The 25,894-nt window shown below is 50.3% G+C and carries 25 protein-coding genes; 11 read left to right on the top strand and 14 right to left on the bottom strand.

Annotation, left to right across the window (positions count from 1 at the left end):
• Nucleotides 1–84: 84 nt before the first annotated feature.
• The 3 genes from H6G89_RS08565 to H6G89_RS08555 form a co-directional block, all read right to left on the bottom strand.
• Nucleotides 85–1,452, bottom strand: coding sequence for a cytochrome P450 (locus H6G89_RS08565; RefSeq protein ID WP_190504975.1), 1,368 nt, complete (start codon nt 1,450–1,452; stop codon nt 85–87).
• 479 nt (nt 1,453–1,931) lie between these two features.
• A complete protein-coding gene (locus H6G89_RS08560; RefSeq protein ID WP_190504974.1) occupies nt 1,932–2,546 on the bottom strand; it encodes a glutathione S-transferase in 615 nt (204 codons plus the stop codon).
• Between the two features lie 441 nt (nt 2,547–2,987).
• Nucleotides 2,988–4,595: an AMIN domain-containing protein gene (locus H6G89_RS08555; RefSeq protein ID WP_190504973.1), complete on the bottom strand. Its 1,608-nt coding sequence runs from the start codon at nt 4,593–4,595 to the stop codon at nt 2,988–2,990.
• 670 nt (nt 4,596–5,265) lie between these two features.
• Between H6G89_RS08555 and H6G89_RS08550 the strand changes: the two genes are divergently transcribed.
• Complete coding sequence (locus H6G89_RS08550; RefSeq protein ID WP_190504971.1) at nt 5,266–5,793, top strand: HNH endonuclease; 528 nt, start codon at nt 5,266–5,268, stop codon at nt 5,791–5,793.
• 98 nt (nt 5,794–5,891) lie between these two features.
• On the opposite strand, the gene H6G89_RS08545 is transcribed toward H6G89_RS08550, so the two are convergent.
• The 7 genes from H6G89_RS08545 to H6G89_RS08515 all read right to left on the bottom strand — a co-directional run bounded on the left by H6G89_RS08545 (nt 5,892) and on the right by H6G89_RS08515 (nt 11,216).
• Nucleotides 5,892–6,089 carry a hypothetical protein gene (locus H6G89_RS08545; protein ID WP_190504969.1) on the bottom strand — a complete coding sequence of 66 codons (198 nt, stop codon included), beginning with the start codon at nt 6,087–6,089 and terminating at the stop codon, nt 5,892–5,894.
• 24 nt (nt 6,090–6,113) lie between these two features.
• Nucleotides 6,114–6,257, bottom strand: coding sequence for a hypothetical protein (locus H6G89_RS34900; protein ID WP_242059876.1), 144 nt, complete (start codon nt 6,255–6,257; stop codon nt 6,114–6,116).
• A 62-nt stretch (nt 6,258–6,319) separates the two neighbouring features.
• Nucleotides 6,320–7,246, bottom strand: a complete 927-nt coding sequence (locus H6G89_RS08535; RefSeq protein ID WP_190504967.1) for a GNAT family N-acetyltransferase — start codon at nt 7,244–7,246, stop codon at nt 6,320–6,322.
• A 108-nt stretch (nt 7,247–7,354) separates the two neighbouring features.
• Nucleotides 7,355–8,482: a DUF3419 family protein gene (locus tag H6G89_RS08530; RefSeq protein WP_190504965.1), complete on the bottom strand. Its 1,128-nt coding sequence runs from the start codon at nt 8,480–8,482 to the stop codon at nt 7,355–7,357.
• Nucleotides 8,463–9,218 (bottom strand): iron-containing redox enzyme family protein, encoded by a 756-nt coding sequence (locus H6G89_RS08525; protein WP_190504963.1) that lies wholly within the window; start codon nt 9,216–9,218, stop codon nt 8,463–8,465. Before H6G89_RS08525 ends, H6G89_RS08530 begins: the two co-directional genes overlap by 20 nt.
• 86 nt (nt 9,219–9,304) lie before the next feature.
• Nucleotides 9,305–10,030, bottom strand: a complete 726-nt coding sequence (locus H6G89_RS08520) for a RibD family protein (protein WP_309229722.1) — start codon at nt 10,028–10,030, stop codon at nt 9,305–9,307.
• 1 nt (nt 10,031) lies between these two features.
• Nucleotides 10,032–11,216 carry an NAD(P)H-quinone oxidoreductase subunit H gene (locus H6G89_RS08515; protein WP_190504961.1) on the bottom strand — a complete coding sequence of 395 codons (1,185 nt, stop codon included), beginning with the start codon at nt 11,214–11,216 and terminating at the stop codon, nt 10,032–10,034.
• A gap of 739 nt (nt 11,217–11,955) precedes the next feature.
• Between H6G89_RS08515 and H6G89_RS08510 the strand changes: the two genes are divergently transcribed.
• The 6 genes from H6G89_RS08510 (at nt 11,956) to H6G89_RS08485 (ending at nt 17,706) form a co-directional block, all read left to right on the top strand.
• Nucleotides 11,956–12,543, top strand: coding sequence for a LemA family protein (locus H6G89_RS08510; RefSeq protein ID WP_190504960.1), 588 nt, complete (start codon nt 11,956–11,958; stop codon nt 12,541–12,543).
• Nucleotides 12,544–12,548: 5 nt separating this feature from the next.
• Nucleotides 12,549–14,522 (top strand): M48 family metallopeptidase, encoded by a 1,974-nt coding sequence (locus H6G89_RS08505; RefSeq protein ID WP_190504958.1) that lies wholly within the window; start codon nt 12,549–12,551, stop codon nt 14,520–14,522.
• A 28-nt stretch (nt 14,523–14,550) separates the two neighbouring features.
• Entirely contained in the window at nt 14,551–15,318 is a 768-nt protein-coding gene (locus H6G89_RS08500) for a GUN4 domain-containing protein (protein ID WP_190504956.1), read from the top strand.
• A 22-nt stretch (nt 15,319–15,340) separates the two neighbouring features.
• On the top strand, nt 15,341–15,883 hold the full coding sequence (locus tag H6G89_RS08495; protein WP_190504955.1) for a hypothetical protein: 543 nt from the start codon (nt 15,341–15,343) through the stop codon (nt 15,881–15,883).
• Between the two features lie 78 nt (nt 15,884–15,961).
• Nucleotides 15,962–16,858 (top strand): 16S rRNA (cytosine(1402)-N(4))-methyltransferase RsmH, encoded by an 897-nt coding sequence (gene rsmH / locus H6G89_RS08490; protein WP_190504953.1) that lies wholly within the window; start codon nt 15,962–15,964, stop codon nt 16,856–16,858.
• Between the two features lie 89 nt (nt 16,859–16,947).
• A complete protein-coding gene (locus H6G89_RS08485) occupies nt 16,948–17,706 on the top strand; it encodes a class I SAM-dependent methyltransferase (protein WP_190504951.1) in 759 nt (252 codons plus the stop codon).
• Here the strand turns inward: H6G89_RS08485 and H6G89_RS08480 are convergent.
• Both H6G89_RS08480 and H6G89_RS08475 read right to left on the bottom strand, forming a co-directional pair.
• On the bottom strand, nt 17,703–18,617 hold the full coding sequence (locus H6G89_RS08480; RefSeq protein ID WP_190504949.1) for a branched-chain amino acid transaminase: 915 nt from the start codon (nt 18,615–18,617) through the stop codon (nt 17,703–17,705). The two genes, H6G89_RS08485 and H6G89_RS08480, sit on opposite strands and share 4 nt — an antisense overlap.
• Nucleotides 18,618–18,762: 145 nt before the next feature.
• On the bottom strand, nt 18,763–20,010 hold the full coding sequence (locus tag H6G89_RS08475; protein WP_190504947.1) for a PAS domain-containing sensor histidine kinase: 1,248 nt from the start codon (nt 20,008–20,010) through the stop codon (nt 18,763–18,765).
• A gap of 217 nt (nt 20,011–20,227) precedes the next feature.
• Here H6G89_RS08475 and H6G89_RS08470 point away from each other — a divergent pair, with 217 nt between their 5' ends.
• Entirely contained in the window at nt 20,228–20,938 is a 711-nt protein-coding gene (locus H6G89_RS08470) for a response regulator (RefSeq protein ID WP_190504945.1), read from the top strand.
• Nucleotides 20,939–21,172: 234 nt separating this feature from the next.
• Nucleotides 21,173–21,493 (top strand): hypothetical protein, encoded by a 321-nt coding sequence (locus H6G89_RS08465; RefSeq protein WP_190504943.1) that lies wholly within the window; start codon nt 21,173–21,175, stop codon nt 21,491–21,493.
• A 98-nt stretch (nt 21,494–21,591) separates the two neighbouring features.
• Here H6G89_RS08465 and H6G89_RS08460 read toward each other — a convergent pair whose 3' ends face one another.
• Nucleotides 21,592–22,155, bottom strand: a complete 564-nt coding sequence (locus tag H6G89_RS08460; protein ID WP_190504941.1) for a hypothetical protein — start codon at nt 22,153–22,155, stop codon at nt 21,592–21,594.
• 241 nt (nt 22,156–22,396) lie between these two features.
• On the opposite strand from H6G89_RS08460, the gene nusB reads away from it, so the two are divergent.
• Together nusB and ftsY are read left to right on the top strand one after the other, a co-directional pair.
• Entirely contained in the window at nt 22,397–23,011 is a 615-nt protein-coding gene (nusB, locus tag H6G89_RS08455) for a transcription antitermination factor NusB (protein ID WP_190504939.1), read from the top strand.
• 93 nt (nt 23,012–23,104) lie between these two features.
• Nucleotides 23,105–24,691, top strand: a complete 1,587-nt coding sequence (ftsY, locus tag H6G89_RS08450) for a signal recognition particle-docking protein FtsY (RefSeq protein WP_190504937.1) — start codon at nt 23,105–23,107, stop codon at nt 24,689–24,691.
• A 3-nt stretch (nt 24,692–24,694) separates the two neighbouring features.
• On the opposite strand, the gene H6G89_RS08445 is transcribed toward ftsY, so the two are convergent.
• Nucleotides 24,695–25,273, bottom strand: coding sequence for a DUF421 domain-containing protein (locus tag H6G89_RS08445; RefSeq protein WP_242059875.1), 579 nt, complete (start codon nt 25,271–25,273; stop codon nt 24,695–24,697).
• Nucleotides 25,274–25,894 lie beyond the last annotated feature (621 nt).

Raw genomic sequence — 25,894 nt, 5'->3', positions numbered from 1 at the left:
CAGCCTGTACTCTGTAGTGCGTTCGACGGCAAAACCCACTCCTTGAATCGTTTTTGAGCTTCATGACGCAACGGTCAAATTCGGTTATCGTTTCCCAATTATTGCCATTCGCACGCCTCCCTTGGGAGCGAGGGTAAACCCCCGTCGTTGCATTTTGACAGGCTTTGTCTCTAATAATTCAAGGCGATATCGAGACACCACTGTTGCCAACACTAACTTCATCTCTAGCTGCGCCAGTGCATACCCCAGACAGCGACGGACACCACCCCCAAACGGAAAATATTCTGATGGAGCATACTGTCGCTCCAGAAACCTCTCTGGCTTGAACTCGTGAGGATGAGGGTACAGGTCTTCCCGATAATGCACGAGATAGATACTGGGCATTAATACCGTTTCTGCGTCAAAGGAACGTCCCGCGAGGGTAACCGGAGCTTTAGTAATGCGGGGAAAAATGACTGGAAGCACTGGATACATTCGCAGAGTTTCCTGACAGACCGCCGAGAGATAGGGCAACTGGGCAATGCGGAGCAGATCCTCCTGGGGGGCGATCGCCCCTACGGATGGGGTTGCCCCAAAGCTCTCCAACTCCACTAACAGCTTTTCAAGGATATGTGGCTGACGATGAATCTCATAAAACGCCCAGGAGAGGCTTGTAGCAACCGTCTCATGTCCCGCAAACAATAGCGTAATCAGTTCGTCTCTCAATTCTTCATCGGTCATGGCGTTGCCTTGCTCATCGCGGGCTGCCATCATCAGGCTGAGGACATCGATCCGTCCGGCATCACCCTGGTTTTTGCGATCGCTAATTTCATCCTGCAAGAGCTGATGCACTTGCCGCTGCCGCTGTTTCATTTGGCTCCAGGGTGACCACGCGCCCCAATCTTTCTGCAAAAACTTCAAAAACAATAGGCTCGATCGCAATGGCGAATCGGTCATATCTAGCCATTCCGTCAGCAATGGTTTGAGTTGTTGATAGCGTTCACCCTCACTCAAGCCAAACACCACCTGCAAAATCAGTTCCAGACTGATTTTTTGCATGGTCGATCGCACCACAAAAGGCTGCCCAACGTGCCATTGACTGGCTATCTGGTCAGCGATCGCACAAATCTGAGTCGCGTATGCTTGCAACCGTTCACCGTGAAAGGATGGCATCAAGAGCTTGCGCTCTCGCTTGTGGCGATCGCCATCCATTAACATCAGTGAGTTTCGACCAATCAAGGGTTGAGCAAGCACATTTCCTCGCCCAATTTCAAACTTAGAATCTTGACTAAAGATCTCTTGAATCAACTTCGGCTCGCCAATAACCACATATCCGCCAAGCCTGCCTAAGTTCATGGTAAAAATATCGCCATACCGCTGATGATATCGGTCTTGAAATTTAATTGGGTCGGCGATCCAAGTAAGGAGTTGCCACCAGGTAGGAGCAGGAACACGATTTGGTAGTTGACTCATGACGACATTGCCCTGAAGGATTCCAATGCCTCAACTCTACAGCAGTCCGGTGTAGATATAGCGATCCTATTTGAATCGTGAACAGGCAAGGGGCTTAAGCCCCTTGTTCTATACAGATGCTATTTCACAAATGATTTGGGACTGCTATAGCTGTGAAAAGATGAATGTATATATCCCTCTTCTGTCACTCTCTTTGCAAACAAATCCCAGACAAACCTCGTTTCCAAGCTCCTGCTTGGAAATGGAGTTATGGAGGCTCTGCCTCCAGGTGTGCATTCCTGGCTTCTAGCCAGGAATGAGAATTTGGGCAAAATAATTTCTGTCCAAAGTGACTAAAGAGAGATATAGCTTTGGTCAGAAAGCTTAGAACAGAGACAATGGCTCAAACCCGGATGCTGGGAAGCTTTCTGACCGCCTTCACCCCATGGAATGTGGCTTGCAGGGGTGCGCATCCAGGTCAGAATCGAGTATTCCGCCAATTACTCAAGCGGAGTCGCTACAAACTCCGGCAACTCCTCCGCCTGCTCCGAAAAACGCGCCAATGCCGGATAAGATTCCCCATCGATAATCTGAGGAATCGTATGTTGCGTAAACCGCCATGCCACAGCCACAGTGATATCCGGTTGCATGAGTTGAGTACCCAAAAACCAGGGATTCGCAGACTCCATGGCAGCTTCTAATAAATTGTAAGTCGTATGCAACTGGCGATCGACGCGATCGAGCCAGGGTTGGTGTTGTTTTTCCGGTGGGCGCAAGGTAGTTTCGTACACCAATTGCACGGTCTTCTCACAGGCAAGCAGCGCAAGACCAATCAGTCTCAGTGCTATTAGACGTTGATCCGGATCAGCAGGCATCAATCGCTTGTCAGATGCAATAATCGCTTCCAGGTAATCAAGGATGAGGGTCGAGTCCATCAGCACTTCCCCTTTGTCTGAGACAAATGTGGGTGCTTTAACCGCAGGGTTGACCCGCTGAAACTCCTCAAAATTGCGGAACACAGAGAGGGGACGATGTTCAAACGGTATACCCATCCGTTTTAAGGAAATGGCAACACGGCGAACATAGGGTGAATCCAACATGCCGATCAGTTGCATAAAAAACCTCTTAAGACGAAGGGAAACCGTTAAGTGCCAAGGGAAACTGTAAGTGTCAATTGTCAATTGTCAACCGTCAATTGTTGCTCTATGTACTTAACCCTCAACTAGGGAAATCGTCAATCGTCAATCGTTAATCGTCAATTGTTGCTCTATGCGCTTAACCCTCAACTAGGGAAATCGTCAATCGTCAATCGTCAATCGTCAATTGTTGCTCTATGCGCTCAACCATTAACCATTGACCATTAACCATTAACCCTTAACCATTAACCATTAACCATTGACCATTAACCATTAACCATTGACCATTAACCATTAACCATTGACCATTAACCATTAACCATTAACTATTAACCATTAACCATTAACCATTAACCATTAACCATTAACCATTAACCATTAACCATTAACCATTAACCATTAACCATTAACCATTAACTATTACTGCGATCGCGATAGGTCTTCCGTCAAACGCACCTCAACAATTTGATTGGGTTGAATAATCGCAGGTTGAGGCGCAGTGATATAGGTGGTTGCGGCTCCAGCAGTCGCTCCGACAACGGCTCCGGCGATCGCCCCAATGCCCGTAAACGCACCCAATACGGTCAAAGCCAATCCACCAATGGCAGAGTTTCGCACTAACTGATTTTCAGAAACCTGGCGATCGCCCCCCAATCGGTTAGACTGAGCCGTCAGTCTAATATTGCGTCCTTGCAGTGTGATGGCTTGCGCCACAAAGCGACTTCCTGTTTGATCCGTTTCAAACCGACCAATCACCGGGCTACCTTCTGGGGCAATGATGTTGCCAGCGCGATCGCGCACTGCCTGATTGAGCACCAACACTTCCTGCCAGGGAGAACCTGCCTGAAGTTCTAACACAGACTCACGCGGATACCGCAATCGCAACACCGTCCCCGATGGCAACAGAATATTGGGGTTTGGAGCCACCGCAACAGGTGCAGGCGGTGCGACTGGAGCCGTCGCAGGCGGAGTCACCCCAGGGGGAGTCGCCTCATTCGGGGTGGGAGATGCAGGCGGCAGACTACTCATCGGAGGTTGCACCGGAGCAGGTTGCAAGACGGGAGGGGGAGTAGGGGTCGGACGATTGGCAGGCGGACTGCCCAGTGCAGGCACTTGAACGGTGACGGGGCGATCGCTAGACAAGGTTGCCGGGGGCAACGTCGTCGGCAACTGCGGATCGTAGGGTTCAGGCGAGGGGGTAGCCACAGGTGCGGTTGGGCTAGGCGTCTCCACTGGAGCAGGTTGAGGTGCACTGGCAACTTCAGGGGTCGGCTCAGAAGTTGGCTCAGGAGTGGCTGTCGGAGGAGCAACAGGGGTAACAGGTTCAGCAATCTCCACAGGAATCTCAGTTGCGTTTGGTTCCAGTGGAGGTAAGGGTGCTGCCGGAGCAGGGGTAGGACTGGGGGCAGGAGTCACGGCGGTTTCGGCGGGAGGTTGCACCATAACGGGATCGCGCACTGTCTCCGAGAGTTCTGCAACGGGGTCACGTTCTGGCAACGGGGCGGGCTGCACAGACGGTTGAGGAGCAGGAGCCACGGGAGGAGGGGCAGGTTGCGCTGCCACAGGAGGAGCATCCCCCGCAAACCGAGGACGCACTACCCAGCGACCCTGCCCAACCTCTCGCAAGTCAACCTGTTGAGCCGCCAAAACCGCATCAGGAGACAACTCGATCACAATGCGAGTCACTCCCGGTTGAAACTCACTCACCCGAATCTGGCGCACCTGACCTGAATAGGTTTGCCCCGCAGGCACACTCCCCACGGTTGTATTTGGCAAATCCAGCACAATCCGGGCAGGTTGCGCTAACAAAAAGTATCGCGGAGTTACCCCTTCTGGCACCGTAAACTCTAACTCGGAGGTATTGGCGTTGAACTGCCAACGGGTGAGTGTAGCGGCATACCCCGGTGCAGCAGAGGTGATGGCGATCGCCCCCAGTCCTAGCGCAATCGTGACCGGATTCCCGACTATCGACAATCCCACCAGTCCAAGGCTTAACCAAAATCGTTGCCCAAATTGTGCCTTCTGCATATGCTCCACCGAACCATGACCTGGACAGACGTTACTATGACTTCTCTGTAACCGAGTTCTCCGTAGCCCTCTTTAATCAGTAGGGATGCCACTCTGATGCTGTATTTAGTGGTTTGAACTTAATCAACCCGCTCTCCATAGTGCCAAGTTTAATCAATCTTAGGTTGCCATGATAACTGAAGTTCATCTAACTTGAAGCGGATTACTTAAGAAATCCCCTTAAAAGGCAATGACATTAACAACAACATTAATATTGTCAACCGCCAGGGATCACATCCAGGAGATCTTGCGATATAGTTCGTTTTAGAGGGATTGGTTGGCGATCGCTGCACGTTACAACACTTAAATACATCCTGTATTTCATGCCAATCATTGAGTTGAATGGCAGCATTCTGATTCAACCGTTTCACATCAACGCGATTACCTGAATCATTTCAGTCATCCACTTAATCCAGTTAATCCAGTTTCTGCCCGTGCTGTCGATTGCATCCTCAACCAGACCCACCCCATTTCTGATTCAACCGATATCAGTGCGTCTGCACTCGCCGTTCTACTTACCGTCGGCAGTGCGACCGTTCACCTGCGTCTGCCCAAGCCTTGATATAAGCCGAATGTTGCCCCTGCTTTTTACACCAAAAGCAGGGGTTCTCGTTTTTGAGGAGTGTTGCCCATGAGAGCCAGTCGCCCAAACCAAGTGCCCGTCCTACAAAACTCGGTTGTCGTATTTTCTAAGAACTATCTGCCTTTAGCCCGCATTAACATCAAGCGAGCCGTTGTTCTTCTAGTGAGTGGGCAAGCAGAATCCCTGGAACTTAGCACAACGCGATCCTGGCAGGTGCGATCGCCGAGTTTAGTTGTCCACGTCCCCGAACATATCCGCCTCACCGTTACCAATCCCGAACGGCTCTGGAAAATGCCCCCCGTCAATCGTCGAGAAGTCTTGCGGCGTGACAATCACACCTGCCAATACTGCGGCAGCACCCGCAACCTGACCATCGACCACATCATGCCCCGCTCCAGAGGGGGGACTCACACCTGGGATAACGTCGTCGCTGCCTGCGATCGCTGTAATTCTCGAAAGGGCGATCGCACCCCCCACGAAGCCAATATGCCCCTCAAAAGCAAACCCAAAGCCCCAATTCATCCCACCGTTGCCTTCGCCGAGCAATTTTGGAAGGAGCAAAACGAAGAAGGATAAAGGATAAAGGATGAAGGATGAAGGATAAAGGATTTGCAAAAGGTAGCAAAAACCAAATCGCTGATAGTCCATTGTGGATGTCTGATGATTCCCAAAGATTAGTGGCTAATGCTCAGATCACGGTGAGCGAAACCCAGACTTTCGTGCATGACGCTCAGTCTTTTATCTGTGACGCTCAGACTTTCGCGCATGATGTTTGAAGTGTCGCACATAAAACTCAACGGATTGCGCCTTAACAGTTGGCTATTAACAACGAACCATTGACCATTGACTATTGACCATTGACCACTGACCATTGACTATTGACCACTGACCATTGACTATTGACCATTGACCACTGACCACTGACCATTGACCACTGACCATTGACCACTGACCATTGACCATTGACCACTGACCATTGACCATTGACCACTGACCATTGACCATTGACCACTGACTATTGACCATTGACCACTGACCATTGACCACTGACCATTGACTACCAACACTTTTATCCTTTATCCCTTATCCTTTATCCCTTCTTCTATATGTCGCTCGTCAGCACAAACCGCCAATCGCTGTCATTCATACCGTGACTAACAATACTGGCGGTAGCTTGAGGTAGAATTCCTTGTTTTGAAAGGGCGATCGCCAACGCATCTCCACGGAGAGCACAAAACATGTGGGTAAATCCTGGAATGGGCGAGAAATAACAGATACCATTTTGGATTTTGGATTGGCGATTTTGGATTGTTAGAGCCTGATGTGATGGGGGTTTCAAACCGCTGTGGGTCATATTCCCTATTGGACTTGGCGTGAGGTAGGAGGTATGAGGCGGTGCGGTGTCTCCAAGCTGAACATGCAACAATGGCAACACTGCTCCAGTGCTTTGTAATCGCAAATCCTTAATGCCCTTGAGCGACAGATAGGAGATATCACCTCGATGCTCCTTCAGCAGGGGTTCAACTCGCTGCATCTCATCAGCACTTAAACTATAGATTTCTAAAGTGGCAGTGCAGCGGAACTTCACAGGACAGATAAACTGTAGCAGGGGTACAACCCGGTTGGGATGGTCATCTCCCGGATTCATCGAAATCGCATAGCCGCGATCGCACTCCGCAAAATGCTTGGTAAAGGCATGACGAAACAACCGCAGTGACAAATGCTGCCGTCGATAGTCTGGATGCACTTTTAGATCACACAGATACCACGCTGGACAAGGCTTTTCTCCCGCACGATCAGGAACCTGACGCAACACTGCTGCCCCCACTGCGATCGCTTTTTCCCCATCTAAAACGGCGTAATAGTTGACCTGACCCAGGCGATCAAAGAAGGCAAAATAATCTGCTCCATGATCCAACTGAAAGGCATCTTCTCCCAGCGGATAACTGGCGGTTTGCTCCAATTCCACCAATTTTGATTGATAGATGGGGCGATCGCTGAGAGAAATAGGTTTAACAGCAAGAGACATAAAAAGGATGAAGGATAAAGAATGAAAAATGAAGAGTAAAGGATAAAGAATGAAGGATGAAAAGCTATTCCCCATACCCCACACCCCACACCCCATTCCCCATTCCCTCTACTGAGCAAACCCAACCACCACTTCCCGGTAAAAATAAGACCGTTCGGCTTGCTGCAATTGCTGGCTCAGTTCAGCATTGACCCGCACATGTTCTGCCATAACATTTGCAAGGTGATGATCGCCATTGAGCCTGCGCCCCAACAACGCACCTCCAGAATTGAGGCAACCAGTGGCGATCGCCAACAACTTGTGCAACTCTGCCACAGGCATCCAATCCGAAATATTGGACAGTTGAATCAGATCAAAGGGAGCCGTTTGAGCCAGTTGGGTCATCACATCGGCTAATGCTCCTTGATGCAGACGCAACCGTTCTACGCCGAGGTGGCGAATCATGAGTTGCGCCGGAGCTTGCAAGTAGAGGGGCAAACCCTGTTTACCCGTGGTGTAGCGATCGCCCCACACTTGCGTCACAAAGTAGTTTTGTGCTGGGTTTTTACTACGCAACGCTTGAGCAAACACATCGGCAAAGTGTTCGCCAAAGCTGCGATCCATCGAGTAATTCACCGCCGCTTCTCCAAAGATTCGTGCTAATTTGTTGCGCTCAAACACCTTCTCAAATAGGGGCTTCCAGCGAGGGCTAGTTAGGGCGATCGCAGGTTGATTTAGTGGGTCTAATCCTTCTGCTGCAAATGCCTGAGCCAGTTCCCGAAATAACGCCTCAAATCGTCCAACTCGATTCACCCCAAAGGCAATTTGCTCCGGTCGCACATCCCAAAAGACTCGCGTGGCTTCTGGCAACCAGGGTCGCAACTTGTCATAAAGTTCCTGGCGACGATGGGTAGGGGCGAATGGCAATTCGCCTTGATGTAACGTTGGTGGATCACTTAAACAATCTGCGCCAATTAACTGGAGTTGATCCTCCAACGACAGATGCACCAGAGCGTGTCGCCGCAATTCCACCAGATGCAACTGTGCGGGATTCAGATCGACCGCTTCTACCTGGGCGATCGCCGGAGAAACTAACAGGCTCAAAGCGGTGCATCCTCCAGATGCCACCAACAGCACCCGCAATGGATGATTCTGCCGCTCCGCCAGGTAATCCACCAGGCTCAATTCCACACGCGGATCTTCCCGCACTTGAGAGAAAGCAATCTCAGAAATCGGATCAGAAGCGGGGTAAGTCATGGTACAACGTCCAGAAATAGTGGGAACCGAGCAGCAATCCTTGAGCCACGAGCAATCGAGAGGTTTTGCACTCCCAGGCAGGAGCCGCGATCGCCAGCAGATCTCGCGCATGTTCGACATCCAACACTTCATGCACGGTGTAGTGCGACTGTGACCCCGAAGCCGTCCAACCTCGTTCATGTACCGTTCGGGCGATCGCCGCACTAATCGGCACATACAAATGCTCAATCATGCCCAGAGCAGCGGCTCCAGCTTCAGCCGATTGCGTGAGGCAAAAGTTGAGGATGGATTGGTTGAACGCCAGCACCGCAATGGAACAGGGGTTTGTCAACTCATCTGGTGAAGCACCCAACGCTAGCAGATATTGCCGAAAGGTGTATTTGTGAGCATGTAGGCGATCGCCGTGTCCGTGTTCTTCAGCCACGTTTTCCGCCAGTGCCAAGCGATCTTCAAGCAAGAGAATCCGCGCTAACACGGCTGCGAGTGATTGCGAAAAAGACTCCACGGCAAACCGGAAGGATAACTGGCTGTGGCGAAAGGCATCACGGGTGGTGGTTGGAGCCTGCATCCACTGCAAGTAAGGGTGCTGCTCAAAGGCGTAATGATCTGCAACTGTGTGAACTGCCGCTTCAAAATCAGGGAGTTGAATTAAGGCATCCACCGATAACACAGAGACGGTTGGCAGACTGACTGGGTTGTATATCTCACGAGCAGGTAGTTGATTAAGAACTGGCATAAAGGAATACCGGAGTTTCAGGTAAACCTAGCCTATTCAAACTCCCCAACTGTCCACTCAAAACATGTGCCACTTTTACGACTGTATCAAGTAATACGTTGCACTCGATAGTGCAAAAATACTTCCTGGGCGATCACCCCATTGGGGGAACTACTTTGCACTGCCTCAACCGACAGCAATTCCAGACGGGGAGCTAATTTTGCTGCGAATCCCTCTCCCTCCAACAGCGTTGGGGCATCCCTACCTCCTAGTAGTAGGGGACACACTGTAATCCACAATTCATCGATTAAATCGGCTTCTAGCAACGAGGCAACCAGGGTTCCTCCCCCAGTTACAGCCACTCGCTCAAATCCAGCTAGCAAAAATTCTTGAAAGGCAACCTGCCAATCTAACCCGCCATTCTCTACTGGAACAGTCAGAATGCGATCGAATCCAGGCTTCTCGTCCCATTCGATCGCTCCCTCTAAGGTGGTCAACAGCCACCGAGGAACAGGTTGCTGAAAAAAGGGATAGTTCGCGTCCAACTTTCCCGATCGCGAACAAACAATATGAACAGGCTGCGGAGGTTTGCCCTGCTGTTGCCGTTGGTCTAGAAGCTGCGTCTGCCGGATCGGTAAAGTCGTACCGTAGGCACGCAGCGTTTCCGCTCCAAACAACACCGCATCAGCTTGAGCAATCTGGCTTTCTAGATGTGCTTTATCCGTCGAGGAACCAAAACGAGCAGGCGATCGCTGATAGTCTGCAATTTTGCCATCGGCACTCATTGCCAGAACTACCGTTGTGTGCGATCGCCCCATTGATATTTCAGTCAACCTAGCGATCGACGGAACCCATGATGATGTCAATGCTACCCAGGATAGCGACGATATCCGCCACCTTCACGCCCTTCAGCAGGTAAGGCAGGATTTGCAGGTTGTTGAAGTCGGCTGCCCGGATCTTCCACCGCCAGGGGAAAACGTTGTCATCCCCAATGATGTAAATCCCCAGTTCACCTTTGCCGCTTTCTACACGGACGTAGTGTTCACCTTTAGGAATTTTGAAAGTAGGCGCAATCTTCTTACCAATGAACTGGTAGTCAAAGGCATTCCACTCCGACTTTGGACCCGACGACATCCGCTTGGCTTCCAAGTTTTCGTAAGGACCACCGGGCAGTGCTTTTAATGCCTGACGGATAATCTTGACGGACTCACGCATCTCGCGCATCCGCACCAGATACCGGGCAAAGCAGTCACCTGCGGTTTCCCAGTGCACTTCCCAATCAAAGTCGTCGTAGCACTCATAGTGGTCTACCTTCCGCAGATCCCACTTCACCCCAGAAGCCCGCAGCATGGGACCCGACAAGCCCCAGTTGATCGCCTGGTCACGGGTAATCGTGCCTACCCCTTCCACCCGACGTCGGAAGATGGGGTTATCGGTGATCAACCGCTCATACTCATCGACCTTAGGCATGAAGTAATCACAAAAGTCAGCGCACTTGTCTACCCAACCGTAGGGCAGGTCAGCGGCGACACCACCGATGCGGAAGTAGTTGTTGTTGACCATGCGATAGCCTGTTGCAGCTTCCCACAGGTCGTAGATCATTTCCCGTTCACGGAAAATATAAAAGAAAGGAGTTTGTGCTCCTACGTCTGCCATAAAGGGACCAAGCCACAGTAGGTGGTTGGCAATCCGGTTCAACTCCAGCATAATGACGCGGATATAGCTGGCACGTTTGGGCACTGCAATATCTGCTAACTTTTCAGGAGCATTGACCGTTACGGCTTCGTTAAACATGCCCGCCGCATAATCCCAACGGCTAACGTAGGGCACATACATAATATTGGTGCGGTTTTCGGCGATCTTCTCCATGCCTCGGTGCAAATAGCCAATGACTGGCTCACAGTCCACCACGTCTTCGCCATCCAATGTGACGATTAGACGCAACACCCCGTGCATTGAGGGGTGGTGTGGACCCATGTTGAGCACCATAGGCTCGGTTTTGGTTTCGATCATTGCCATAGATGATCTGTCTCCCGATTTACAACTGTAAGCCGCACCGACTTCGTTTGATGGCTGGGTCTGTTATGAGGCTGGGGGGCAGTCTCCAACAAAATTCCAAGTTCAAGACTCTCTCGGCAAATCGGCAATTAAATAGTCTTGTGTTGCACTTTATTAATTATAGGGATGGATGGTCAGAAAGGTAGGTACTGACTGCACTAGAGTAAGGATTTGAATTCTAAAGCTCAATCATAAGGTTGGCTTGATATTTAGGAGATCGAGCTCTGAAGCAGAGATAGAGCAATTGTGGTTGGTTTATAAGAAAACGTAGCCGCAGGGGTATAGGTGAATGGTCATTCGCTATTTGGGTCTAACACCCCAATAACTCATGACAAATGACTGGTGACTAAGACAGAGCCGTTTTCCCAATTAACTTACAGCGGTTGCGCCTTGCATAAGCCACCCACGCCCATCCACCCATCCACCCATCCACCCATTCACACTGCATAGCTATGGTTTCCTTATCCAAAAATCGCTGTATGACTGCTGTAGTCCAGCGATCGCCCCTTCCTAAACACGATTCTGAGAAACAGCTTTTTGCTCGTGATTGCTGATTGGAACATATAAATATTCCTGAGGATAGAGGTAACCTTTGATGAATTTTCTAGCGAGCGACTAACTTCATTGCGGAGTTTTAGGGTTGCGTTGGGTATTTTTTGAGTAGAGCGTACCCTACCCCTCATATACAGGACTCAACCCTATGGGAGCCTTCATTTTTATCGTGATGCTGGCGTTGATACTCGCCTTCATCGTTATCAATGCGTATAACAGCCTTGTCACCCTGCGAAATCGCTACAAAAACGCCTACAAGCAGATTGATGTTCAACTTCAGCGACGATATGACCTGATTCCCAATTTGGTTGAAACGGCGAAGGGGTACATGAAGCACGAGCGGGAAACCCTGGAAGCTGTGATTGCGGCTCGGAATGCGGCTGTGAGTGCTAATGGTCGGGCATCTCGCGATCCCGGTGATCCGCAAGCCATGCAACAACTGGGAGCCGCAGAAGCCGCTTTAACCGGAGCACTGGGACGGTTAATGGTTTTGAGTGAAGCCTATCCCGACCTGAAAGCAGACCAGACCATGACACGGGTGATGGAAGAATTGTCCTCCACGGAAAACCGGGTTGCTTTTGCCCGTCAGGCATTTAACGACGCAGTTACGCTCTACAACACGAAGCGCGAAGTCTTCCCCAGTAACTTGATTGCAGGTTCCTTCAACTTCAATCCGGCAGACCTACTAGAAGACGTGGCACCTGAAGTTAAAAATGCTCCTCGTGTCTCCTTCTAACTTCTATGAGCTTTTTTGAGCATCAAGATCGCGCTCGCCGCAACACCCAACAGTTAGTTGGGTTGTTTATCTTGTCGCTGATCTGCGTCGTCCTGTGTATTTATGGAGCCGCTCTGATTGCATTTGGAGTAACAGGCAGTTCGGTTACAGTATGGCAGCCAGAACTCTTCTTTTGGACTGCCGTCCTGACAACGGGTGTGGTTGGGTTGGGCAGTTGGTACAAGGCAGGTCTGTTGAAGGCAGGCGGCAAGGTGATCGCCAAAGACTTGGGCGGCAAGTTGCTAGTTCCTGAGATGGCAAATCCGGCAGAGCAGCAGCTTCTTAACGTGGTTGAAGAAATGGCGATCGCCGCTAATATGCCCGTTCCCCCGGTTTACGTGTTGGATCAGGAGTATGGGATCAACGCCTTTGCGGCTGGACACACGCCCAAGGATGCGGTGATTGGGATAACACGAGGGGCGATCGAAGAACTGACGCGGGATGAGCTTCAGGGTGTGATTGGTCACGAATTCAGCCACATCCTCAACGGGGATATGCGGCTGAACCTGAAGCTGGTCGGGCTATTGCACGGTCTACTTTTGATCTATATTCTGGGCAGAATCTTATTTCGCTGGAACCGTCTGGGTTCCCGCAACGAAAAGGGCTTTAACTTTGCGTGGTTTGGCTTAGCCCTGATTGTCATTGGCTCCATTGGGATGCTCTGCGGACGCATTATCAAAGCAGCTGTTTCGCGGCAGCGAGAATTCCTGGCAGATGCATCGGCAGTGCAGTTCACCCGCAACCCTGCTGGCATCGCAGAGGCACTCCGCAAAATTGCTAACTATCGCCATAGCTCACTGGTACATTCTCCCTATGCTGAAGCCAACAGTCATCTGTTTTTTGGAACGGCACTTCGTTTTAACTTTTTGGGAGATATTTTCGCCACTCACCCCCCCCTGACTCAGCGTATTGGTCGCCTGGAGAAGTATGGTGGACAATATCGAAGCCAACCCTCCCGCCCAACTGCATCCTCCACAGCTAAGGCTCAACCCTCCTCTGGGGTAACCTCTGGAGCAGGCAGCAACGAACTTGTCATGGGGTTAGCTGCTGGGATAGCACAACCCACTCAAAGCATCCCTTCTGGGGCGATCGCTCCAGAGGTATCCGGCTCAAGAGGGTCTACGTCGGCTGCTACAGATAACGTACCTGCCTGGTTAGCTCAGGTTCCTGGCTCCATTCGGGCAGGGTTACGCGATCCAGCAGGGGCAACCGCGATCGCCCTGGCACTGGCGTTAGACTTTGAAGACTCGGCATTGAATGAACTGCAAACCACCTGGCTCAAGCAAGCCGAATCCGCCGACGTGGTTGAAGAAGTTTTGGAGTGTCATCAGGCGATCGCTAACATCGATCCGCGTCTGCGATTTGCCCTCCTCGACGAAACCGTTCCGGCACTGCGTCAAGGCTCAGGGAGCCAATGTCAGCAGCTTTTTAAGACCTTAACCGGACTGGCAAAAGTCGATGGACGCTGGTCATGGTCGGAGTATGCACTGTATCTAATTTTGGGATATCGCCTCTCGAAACCCAAACCCACCGATGAAAGTTACTCCACGTTAAAGCCCATCTGGTCGGAATGCTTGCTCGTGTTATCGGCACTGGCCCAAGTAGGGCAACCGAAACCGGAGGACACGATGTATGCCTTCAAAGCTGGGGTGTACCGTTTGCCAGGAGCCGGACAGAACCCTCTGCCAGAGCTTCCACCGGCTTGCAATATGGGTGAGTTGAAGAAGAGCCTGGATCGATTGGCAACTGCTAGCCCCAAACTGAAACAGGCAATTATCGAGGCATGTGCCTACATGGTGCTACTCGATAATGATGTGACGTTGCATGAGGCAGAATTGATGCGAGCGATCGCCGTTGCCCTCGATTGCGCCTTACCATCCTTCCTCAGCCCGGACTATCGCGGTCGTAAGTCCACCAAAATCAAAGGAAGTATGCCGTAGGCGATCCATCTACTCCCTTAAAACCATCATGCCAATATGCAGACGATGCGGTGCCGGATTCGATCTCTCTGACGGCAAACCCAATTGTCCCCATTGTGGGACAGCCTGGAAGCCCTTGATGCCTGCCAACCCAACCTCTCGAAAGCGGTTGTCTCAGATAGGACTGATCGCGATCGCTGGCTTGTTTGGAATGCTGCTGGCCTGGGTATTGTCTCTCAATCCTTACGTGTTTGAAAACCCAGCCTGGTTGCTTCAGAAACCCACTGATCAAACCATTCTGGAAACTCTGCCATCCGTTAGAAACGTAGATTATCGACCGCTGCGATCGCTCTTGCAACGTAATCAGTGGGAAGCAGCCGACCAGGAAACGGGACGCATCCTCTTTGAAGACTTGAGACTGTTTCGAGTGAGCGATATTCGCCAATTCCCCTGTACCGACCTGGTGACGCTCGATCGCCTCTGGGCAAGCGTCAGTGAGGGACGGTTTGGCTTCAGCAAACAGCGGCAGATTGTGGAGAGCGATCGCCAGTTGCCGAGCCCAGAAGAGGCACAGAGAGACTGTATGAACAACTGTCAGGGTAGCCAGTGTTTTCAAAGCTGTCTGGCTCAACGCATCCGCATAGAGGTCAGCCGAATTCCAGAGCAAATGGGCAGAGGGCAAACGATCCCCGCCTCTCCTCCAGCTAACCCACCGGAAGGCTACTATCCCTCGTGGGGCGTGTCCTGGGGCAATAGCTTTAGCACCTCCTACACCTACAAGCCGTTTGCAGCCCGAACTGCCCAATGCAGTTTATAAAGCTTTTTAATCCTTATAAGTTATGAATTCTGCACCCTCACCAGAACTTACAACCAGTCAAGTAAAATTGATGCGGATGTTAAGACTGATTGCCGTCTATACTACGGTCGTTACACTTATTAGGTTTTCTAAAATTCTTTCAAACTTCAGCACACTTGTTGATCTCAAAGGCTATGAAGAAATAGTCGAAACAATTATTCTGCTTACCGTAGCCCTTCTACTCAGCATAGTCAGTACAATTATCCTCTGTAAAAGAAACGGCAGCAATCTACATCCTGACCATGCCCAAAAAGCACTCGATCGCGTTACAAATGCAGTGATAGTTCACATCAGTACAAGATTGCTGTCAGATCTCTTGGTGCACAGTGAAGTCATCCCTTCTAGCAATGCTTACTTCACAGTTTTAGGACTTATCTGGGCAGTATTTTGGATTTTGGCTTGCTGTTCTCTAGCTAAAGCAAAGGGATATCACCCAATATGGGGAGTAGTAGGAATTTTTAACTTATCTAGCACTTTGCTCTTGTCCCTTCTTCCAGATAGACGACTAAATTCAGCAGATTCATAGCGGTAGAATATCTGCAACGCAGCTAAAAATCTGTTCTACTTAAAAGGGTGTTTGATGAAGTTTTAGGGAATTGAGCGGTTGAGTTTTTCAGAAATTGAGTCCGAACAAGAAAACCTGTTTAGTCACATTCCTGTGTTGGCGCAGGAAGTCGTGGAAGGGCTGACAGTGCAGCCAGGAGGACATTATCTGGATGCAACGGTGGGGGGCGGTGGACATAGTTCCTTGATTTTGCAAGCGGCTGAGGATGTGCGGATTACTGCTCTGGATCAAGACCAGCAGGCGATCGCAGCGGCTCGTGCAACGTTAATGGAGTATGGCGATCGCGTTCAGTTTCATCACACCAACTTTGCCGATTACGACCCAGGCGAGCAACAGTTTGATGGCATCCTGACAGATCTGGGGGTGAGTTCGGCGCAATTTGACATTGGCGATCGCGGCTTTAGCTTTCGGCATACGGCACCCCTCGATATGCGAATGAACCAGACGCAATCCCTCACAGCCGCAGAGGTGATTAACTCCTGGGAAGAGGTCAAACTGGCAAATCTTTTTTTCACCTATGGGGAAGAGCGGCTCTCCCGGCAAATCGCCCGTCGCATCGTGCAACAGCGTCCCTTTGAGACGACTACGGAACTGGCGGAAGCGATCGCCCATGCCGTTCCTCCCAAATATCGTTACGGGCGCATCCATCCCGCTACACGCACCTTTCAAGCCTTACGAATTGCCGTAAACCGAGAGTTAGAGGTCTTAGAAACCTTTTTGCAGAAGGCTCCCCACTGGCTCAAACCAGGCGGTCGAATTGTGATCATCAGCTTTCATAGCCTGGAAGATCGCATCGTCAAACATGCTCTCAAAGGCTCAGAGTTGCTGAAAGTGATTACCAAAAAACCAATCGAAGCCACTGAAAAAGAAATTCGGCAAAATGGACGGGCGCGATCGGCTAAATTGCGTGTTGCGGTGCGATCGCCTCTGGAGTAGTGTGCAGGCGATTGTAAATGATGTCGAGGGGTAAGCTGTTTTCAAGTTGCTGCATATCATCACTCTATCGCAGCCCATAACCTGGAACTATGGCAACCTCATCCTTTAAGGATTACTTTTCAAAGCAAGCGAGCGACTATGCCAAATATCGTCCCCACTATCCAGAAGCGTTGTTTGCCTATCTCGCAACTCTCACGACTAACCATAAAACGGCATGGGATTGCGCGACAGGCAACGGTCAGGTAGCGATCGGTTTGACTCCCTACTTTCAAACGATTTATGCAACTGATGCCAGCGCGACCCAAATCGCCAATGCCTTTCCCCACGATCGCATCCATTACTCGGTTGCTCCTGCTCGTGATAGTGGCTTGCCCGATCGCTCCATGGATCTGATTACGGTTGGATTAGCTCTGCACTGGTTCGACCTGGAAGCGTTCTACACAGAAGTGCGACGAGTGGCAAAACCTCAGGGAGCGATCGCCGTTTGGGGGACTGGGATGCCTGCCATGCCAACGGCTCCACAAACGGTGCAGCAGTTGCTCAAGGAGTTTGACCAGATGATTCAACCCTTTAAACCACCCCAGGTACAGTTGCTCGATGAGGAATACAGGACGATCCCGTTTCCGTTTGAGGAAGTGGTCACTCCGTCCTTCACACGAACAGCCGCATGGACAGTCGATCAATACATAGGCTATGTCAGCACCTGGTCAGCGACCCAATTGCTGGCAGAACAGCAGAGATGGGGTGCGATCGCCCATTTCTCTGATGAACTGCAACAGGCATGGGGCAAAACACCCCGCACCGTTGAATGGGCGATTTATTTAAGAGCAGGACGAATCAACCCTTAGTTCAGCGGAATTGTGAAAACCCAATCTTTGTATTGGGGATCGCGGTTTTCAGTGATGGCAGTGAGCTTATCCCGTAGTTTTTCAGTGATGGGGCGATCGCTCGAAAACTGATAATTCTCAATGCGACTGACGGGAGTGATCCGAGCCGCTGTACCGCTGAGAAACACCTCATCGGCAATAAATAGCTCTGACTTGTCGATCGCTCGCTCCACTGTGGGGATGCCAAGATCCTTGGCGATCGTCAAAATGCTGTTTCGCGTGATCCCTTCCAGGATATCTTGCTCAAACCCAGGTGTGACCAGGGTTCCATTTCTCACAATAAAGACATTCATTCCAGAGGCTTCGCTCACTTTGCCCTGAGAATTCATCAAAATCGCCTCATCAAATCCCGACTCTACCGCTTCCGTTTTGGCTAGCGACGAGGTAATGTATGCCCCACTAATCTTGCCCCGTAGTGGCAAACTGCGATCTTCCTGGCGATACCACGAGCTAATGCGGCAGGTGACCCCTTGAGGGGACAGGTAATCGCCCAACTCTAACCCATAGACAAAGAAATCCTTTTCGACGCTATGCAACCGGGGAGAGATGCCTAAATCGGAGGTGTAAACTAACGGGCGGATGTAAAACGATGTGGTTGGCTGGTTTTTGAGAACAAAATCTGTAATGATTTGCTGGATTTTATCAGCGGGCAGATCAAAGTGGAGGAATCGGGCACTACTACTGAGCCGTTGACAATGCCGATCGAGCCGGAACAGCAAAATCTGCTTGGGGTTTTGAGGATCGGGGATGCCTCTCAGTCCACCGAAGGCGGCAGTGCCGTAGTGCAGTGCGTGGGTTGCAACTGAAATCTTGGCATCTGTAAACGGAACAAATTGATTTTGAAAGTAGGCGATCGGCAAAAAGTTATGCATGACAGCAGTAGTCCTCCGGAAATAGCACTGAGAGGCTGACAAGGCGTCGCGCCACAGGCAGATTTAGCAAGGTTTTATCAGAGTCGGATGTCGATTGTATCCAAAACTTAACCCCGTAGTCTACGGAAAGCAATGCTTTGTCGTACTATCCTGACGCACGAACCTGCCGAGGCAACTCAATCATGACCGTTGTTCCCTGTTGGAGTTCGCTGGTAATGGTAATACTGCCCTGCATTAGCTCGACCAACCTGTGGGCGATCGCCAATCCTAGCCCAGCACCAGAGTAACGCCGTGCAATGGTTTGATCAACCTGGCGAAATCGCTCAAAGATCAATGGCAGGTCTTCTTGCTTGATCCCAATACCTGTGTCTCGAATCATCAAGTACAGGCGATCGCTCGACAACTCGCTCAGAGTAATGTGAACCTCACCCAACTCGGTAAATTTAATCGCATTACACAGCACTTTCAGCAGCAATTGGCGGAGGCGACTCAGATCGTTCACCACTAAGGGATTAGCGACCTCTAGCTGTGAGATGAGTACGATGTGTTGGCGGTTGGCTTGAGCCTTGACTTCATCAATCACCGCTGAAACCACCTGAGCAATATCAAAGGTTTCGACCTTCAACGATAAATATCCCGCCTCTAACTGTGACAAACATAGAACATCATCAACCAGAGTTAGCAATTGGTAAGCATTTTTGAGGATGCGCTGTACCATATCAGCCTGCGTCAAGGTTAGTGAAGATTGGCGTTGACGCAGGAGTAATTGCGAAAATCCCAGGATGGCGTTGAGTGGGGTTCGCAACTCATGGGACATGATGTTTAAGAAGTGCCCTTCCATTGAAGCTTTAGCCTGAGGTTGAGCGTTCGTCTCCTCTAAAGCCACAGGCTTTCCCAACCTGTTGTGATCGGATGAGTGAATCGAAAACGGTTGGCAAATCCCGATCCAGGCTTTCACCACACCATTTTCTACCGTTGGGACAAATTTGAGATGTATATGTTGTGTCTGTCCGCTAACGAGCGGATGTTGACAGGAAAAGTTAAATTCTTTTTTCGACTCATTTGCTTGCTGCCAGTGCTTTAAGAAGCGATCGCGATCAGAGAAACCAATCAAATCACAAACACTGCCTAGCAATTGTTTAGCAGCAATCTCTCCACCCGAAGCACCGTTTTGCTCCAGCATTAAATCGAGCCACTTTTGATTACAATCTGTAATCTTTCCGTCGGAATTAGCAATACACGCCGCCGCAGGAAATATGGTCAAAAATTGCCCGATCTGCAACTTGGCTGTATACAATTGAGACTCTAGGGGCTCTGCGGTCGGTTGGTGTGAGTTACCGGGGGCATCTGTTGAATGAGATGGTTGAGATTGTTGACTGGGAGGCATATTCATACTATCCACGTCTCCAACCAGCCAATCTTCAAATCATATAAAATCCATTTGTTGCAATTCGGTGTATATAAAAAGGATGAGAAGGGAATAATCGTTGCCTCTACCTTTATAGGGATATGCACTTTAAACTAAGGCAGTATATTAAATTTATCTCCTTATTATTGTTGGTTAATCAACGCTAATTGCCATCGTCATAAAGTCATAGAAGCTACACAACATGAGCGAAATTCAAGTTGCCCTCATTGAAGATCATGATCTAACTCGCGTTGGAATGCGAACCGCTCTACAGCAACAGGTTGGCGTAAAAGTCGTCGGTGAGGCTGCTAACGGCACAGAGGGCTTGCATTTGTTGCAGACATCTGCACCGGATGTAGCCATCGTCGATATCGGATTGCCTGATATTGATGGAATTGAGTTAACTCGCGAATTTAGAGAATTTCAATCTGAGTCAGAAGACTCTAAAACAAAAATCTTAATTTTGACCTTGAACGACAGTGAAGATGCGGTATTAGCAGCTTTTGCCGCTGGTGCTGATTCTTACTGCATGAAAGATGTTAGCCTCGATCGCCTGCTTGAAGCCATTCATGTTACCAATGATGGTCATAGCTGGATTGATCCGGCGATCGCCCGACTGGTTTTGAAGCAGGCTCGCCAACCTGTTGGCGAGGGAAAAGTCAAGCCAACTGTGGCGATTGATGCTGTTGCACCTGAATACAGTCAAATTTTAGAAACCTACCCGTTGACTGAACGGGAACTAGAGGTGCTAGAGTTAATCGTAGCAGGATGCAGCAACGCCACGATCGCTGAAAAACTCTACATCACCGTTGGGACTGTTAAAACCCACGTTCGCAACATCTTAAATAAGCTTTGTGCAGATGACCGCACACAAGCCGCAGTGCGTGCTCTGCGATCTGGATTGGTGGGCTAACGCCTTTCCATGCACCATTGCATCTACCGATAAAATAGCCCATTCAAAGGTGAATAGGCTGACTGCGATGGGAGTGGGATTATCTCACTCCCATTCGCTTTATAGCCGTAGCCACATTTGATAGGCGGAGGCGAGTCAGGAAGCATATTTCTAAGTTTTGTTGATTTGTAATTGCCATCCGGAGAATGAGCCAAATTTTGGGAATACTGAGAAAAATAGTTGAGTAATCCCCCCATGCGTCGTAATACCGCTAGAGGCAAGATTCGCCCCAAAATTAGCACCATGCCCCGGCAAAAATCAGAGGCTGCTGCTTTTCTGGATATCTATAAGCTCGTTGTTGAAAAGAAACGCCTCCAGCAAGAGTTGCAGACCATGGATGAGCGACGACAGCAGATTTGCGATCGCCTTACCATTTTGGATCAACACATTAACCAGCTAGAGGGCAACGTTCAACAAATGCGGAACGCCAGTCCACAGGATCCCAATGCACCTCAATTGGTGGCTCGACCCACTCCCACGTCAGACACCTTTGAGACGTTGTTTTTAGAGTATTAAAGAGTAGGGAGTAGGGAGCAGGGAGTGGGGAATCGAGGGCAGTTCTCTGCCTTTTATCCTCCATCCTTAATCCTTCATTGTTTATCCTTTTTCCCTTTTCACCCCTCCTCGTTCCAAAAGCGTTCGAGTTGATAACGCCATGCCCCCAAGACGGCTTGTCGTTGCTCGGCGTTCTGATCAATTTCACCCATAACGCCTTCCCGATAAAAGCGATCGAGGGTTTGCAGGGTAGTTTCTAGAGACTGCCCTTGCAATTTAGCAGCCCGAACAATTTGGCGGATCTGGGTTTCCGCCAACTGGTCAAAACTGACGGACAATCCCCGTTGTTGCAACGTGACCAAACGGGCGATCGCCGCTTGAAAGTCTTCTGTCGTCAGGCTCTCAAAATTGTGCTGAAATACGCCCCACAACACCCCTTCATACAGGGCATAGCGAGTTTCCTGAGTTTCATCAAAATTGGCTTCCATCAGTTGCGCCAGATGGGGTTGGGCATCTTCAGCCGAGGCAATCGAGATCAGCGATCGCAGCCATGAGCCATCTTCCGATAGCAGCACCAGCAATCGCAGGTTATTGATTTCGACCTGCCACGATTCGCTGCCATTGACCTGCACAGGCAAATCAAACAGTGTTTCCAGCGTATCTGTAATGTCTTGAGGAGTCATGAGATGAGGGAGTCGGGAGTGATGGGGTAGAGTGAATGAAATTAAAGATTTTGAGGTTTGAATGTTGAGTTTTGCGGTGAGGCATCCCATTCTAGAACTCAAAACGAAGAATGGAACACTCTCCCACTCCTCCACACCCTCCCAACCTCCCAAGGATTAGTTTCCAAATTCCTGTCGCGTCTTACCGATGTTCGCCCGTTCCTGCTAGGATCAATGGGTCTGTGCTGCCCGTTTGACTACTATGCAAGCCCGTCGAATTGCCCGTGAATTGGCTCTTTTGAGTATCAGCCAATTATCTAGTAACACTGAGAAGCTCCAAACGCAGCAGTTGCAGCAGTTATTGTTGGCAGCCGTGCGGACGTTGCTAACTGAAATTCAAGACACGTTGGAGACTGCATCGGCAGAGCTAGAACGGGGGAGCGATCGCCTGTTGAGTAGCGAGACGCGTGCCGTTGATGTGCGGAGTGCCAGAGCCATGGTTAAAGAATCGATCGACCTGGCTCAAACCGCAATCAATCGCTTAGGAACGGCGATCGAACTGCCTGAGTTGATTCAACTGGCAAATCAGCAGGAGGTGCGCGACTATGCCCTCGATCTGCTTACCTACATGCAAAACAACCGGGACGAGATTAATCGGGTGCTCAGCGAGAATATGGTGGAGTGGAAGCTGGAGCGACTCGCCCGGATTGACCAGGACATTTTGCGAATCGCGGTGACCGAGATTTTGTATCTGGGCACTCCCGATAAGGTTGCGATTAACGAAGCGGTCGAGCTAGCCAAACGCTATAGCGGTGAAGAAGGGCATCGATTTATCAATGGAGTTTTGCGGCGCGTCAGCGATGCCTTAAAAATCTAAAGTTAGCAAACTCCTTGTACGCTTATGGTAGAGGTAGTTCAGCCTAACCTGACCTGAACATGCAGTTCAATCCCCGTCCGACAGTAAAATTCGATGTCTTTCAACTGGTTTAACCGCCCCCAAAATCCTCCATCGTCTGATGCCAACTCTGACACCCAACCATCAGAGCAACCATCCACCTCAACCGATATCTCAACTGAAGCGGCAGGCACCACGGAGGGAGCAATCGACTCTAACTACTTAGAGTGGGCAAAGGCAGCGTACAAAAATATTCAGAAAAAGCAGGCAGAAGCGGCGACCTCCACTCCTTCGGAGCCGACTACGACTGAAGCGGCTCCTGACCTGCCGGAAGCATCACCTGCTGATCTACCAGTGACAGCCGATTCGCCTATGGTTGAAACGGAGGAAACACCTGAAACAGCGATCGCTTCAGAAGTTGTAGCACCTGATTTGGAACCCGCAACCTCAACCCCTCCAGAGGCGACTGAGGAGCAATCGCCAACGGCTTCTCCTGAAACCAATGCAGCAGAACAAAGTGCCCTGCCCTTTTGGATGAAAGCTGAAGCTGAGCGGCAGGAACGATTGGAGCGGTTGAAGGCAGAGGCGATCGTTGAGCCTGAACCAGAAACTCGTCAAACTGCACCAACAACCTCTGATGCAGTTCCTGAGTTGCCATTGGATGAAAACTTCGTCTGGTCTGCTCAGGTGTTGGCGGCTCAGGGTCGTCGTCCCGATCAGGTAGACATCGAAGAAATTACCTGGCTGAAGCGATTGCGTCAGGGGTTAGACAAGACCCGTCGTAGCCTGGTGAACCAGTTGCGGGCGATCGTTGGTCAGGGACCGCTTAATCAAGATGCGGTCATCGAAATCGAATCCTTGCTATTGCAAGCCGATGTTGGGGTTGAAGCCACTGATTTCATTATCGAGTCATTGCAGAATCGCTTACGCCAGGAAGCATTGCCCCCGGAACAAGCGATCGCGTATCTGAAAGAAATTCTGCGCGGTATGTTAGACACCCCCGGCGGCAAACCCTACAACCCCACTTTTGCTCCCGAAAAGGAAACGCTGAACATTTGGCTGATTACCGGGGTGAATGGAGCCGGAAAGACAACCACCATTGGCAAGTTGGCGCATATCGCTCAAAAATCAGGCTATCGCTGTCTGATCGGGGCAGCCGATACCTTTCGGGCAGCGGCGGTACAACAGGTGAAGGTGTGGGGCGATCGCAGTAATGTCGAGGTGATTGCTAACCCCGGCAAAAACACCGATCCCGCTGCGGTGGTGTTTGATGCGATCACAGCGGCTCAAGCCCGTGATACAGAACTTCTATTAATTGACACCGCCGGACGGTTGCAGAACAAGAAGAACCTGATGGATGAGTTGAGCAAGATTCGCCGCATTATCGACAAAAAAGCTCCCAATGCTCACATCGAGTCTCTGCTGGTATTAGACGCCACATTAGGACAAAACGGTCTGCGTCAGGCAGAAGTTTTTTCAGAAGCGGCTCAGTTAAGTGGGGTTGTCCTGACTAAGCTAGATGGCACCGCCAAAGGGGGAATCGCACTCGCTGTTGTGCAGCAGTTGGGATTGCCAATTCGCTTTATTGGGGTAGGCGAAGGCATTGAAGACCTGCGCCCCTTCTCAAGTTATGAATTTGTCGAAGCCCTCCTCAGCGGTTGAGGTTTACCCTAACACTGGTGGTCTAGAGGCAGGATGCGTCGGTGTGTTGTGAGTAATGACGCTGACACTGCCATCGGCTTCCATGAATGCCATACGGACTTCATTGAGCTTCTCAACGCCCTGTTTGCGGAGTTGCAGCATCAACTCGCCTTCGGTGATCAACTCTCGCCGCATATTGCGATAAATCATCCGACCGTTCTTCACCAGCATTAGCGGAGGTGGACTCAACAGCCGTTGGATTTTAGGAAACTTGAATCCCAACCAATTCAGCAGGTAGTTCCAAAATACGATAGTTGCCACTAGCATCAACCCATCGGTGAGGGAAGTGTAGTCGGATGACATGGCGTTTTGCGCCGCATTGGCAAACAGGATGACCACAAGTAGGTCGGCAATGCCGACTGCTCCCACTTGACGGTTAGGCAGAAACCGCAGCAAAACAAACAGGAGCAGATAAACCAGTGATCCCCGGATAAACAATTCAGTGAGTGAAACACTCGGTGTAAAAATCTCACGCCAATTCACCGTAAACAGATGATTGGTGCCAACGATCATTGGTTTCAGGGTTAAAACGATCAGCCGCATTATTAAAAGCAGAAGTGTTGGACTAGGGCTAAAGCCAATCGCTTCAGACAATTCTGACGATTCGCTAGATCTTAGTTAACAAGAACTGTTTGGCATTAGCGTCAATCTAGTGAGAGATTGCCAGTTGAAAACCCGTGACCTGATATCCTGACCTTGCAGTTCTGATCTATAGCGATACTCACCTGGGTAAAGTATGGGGTGTGGCGGTGGAACTTCCCGTGCTGAACCCACTTACACACGGTTGTATAGCAGGACTCACTAAGATTAGAAAGGGGTACAGGGGTGGAACCCCTGGCTGGGGACGCAGACCCCACAACCCCTTGTATTAACGGTCTCGACAATTGCTATGCATTGAATGCATATATTTAACGTGGATTCGGGATCAGGATTTCGGCGGTTAAAACCGCCGCTATCGGAGCAAAACCGACCTGCGTCGGTTCGTCAAACCTTGATTTTCCGGAGTCCGCGTCGGCGGACTTCGCCCTAGTAGCCGCGAATTCATTCGCCGGGCTCTTAAACCGAACTGACGTTATTTAATGTGAGTATAATTTCAGCGATGCTCTCTCTACAGTCAGTAGTCGCATATCCTTCGTCCATACATCATTAGATGATGAATATGAT

The organism is Oscillatoria sp. FACHB-1407, from assembly GCF_014697545.1.
In the GTDB taxonomy this organism is placed as follows: Bacteria; Cyanobacteriota; Cyanobacteriia; order Elainellales; family Elainellaceae; genus FACHB-1407.
The sequence above is the reverse complement of the archived record's forward strand: the minus strand, read 5'-3'. Positions and strand labels throughout refer to the sequence as shown.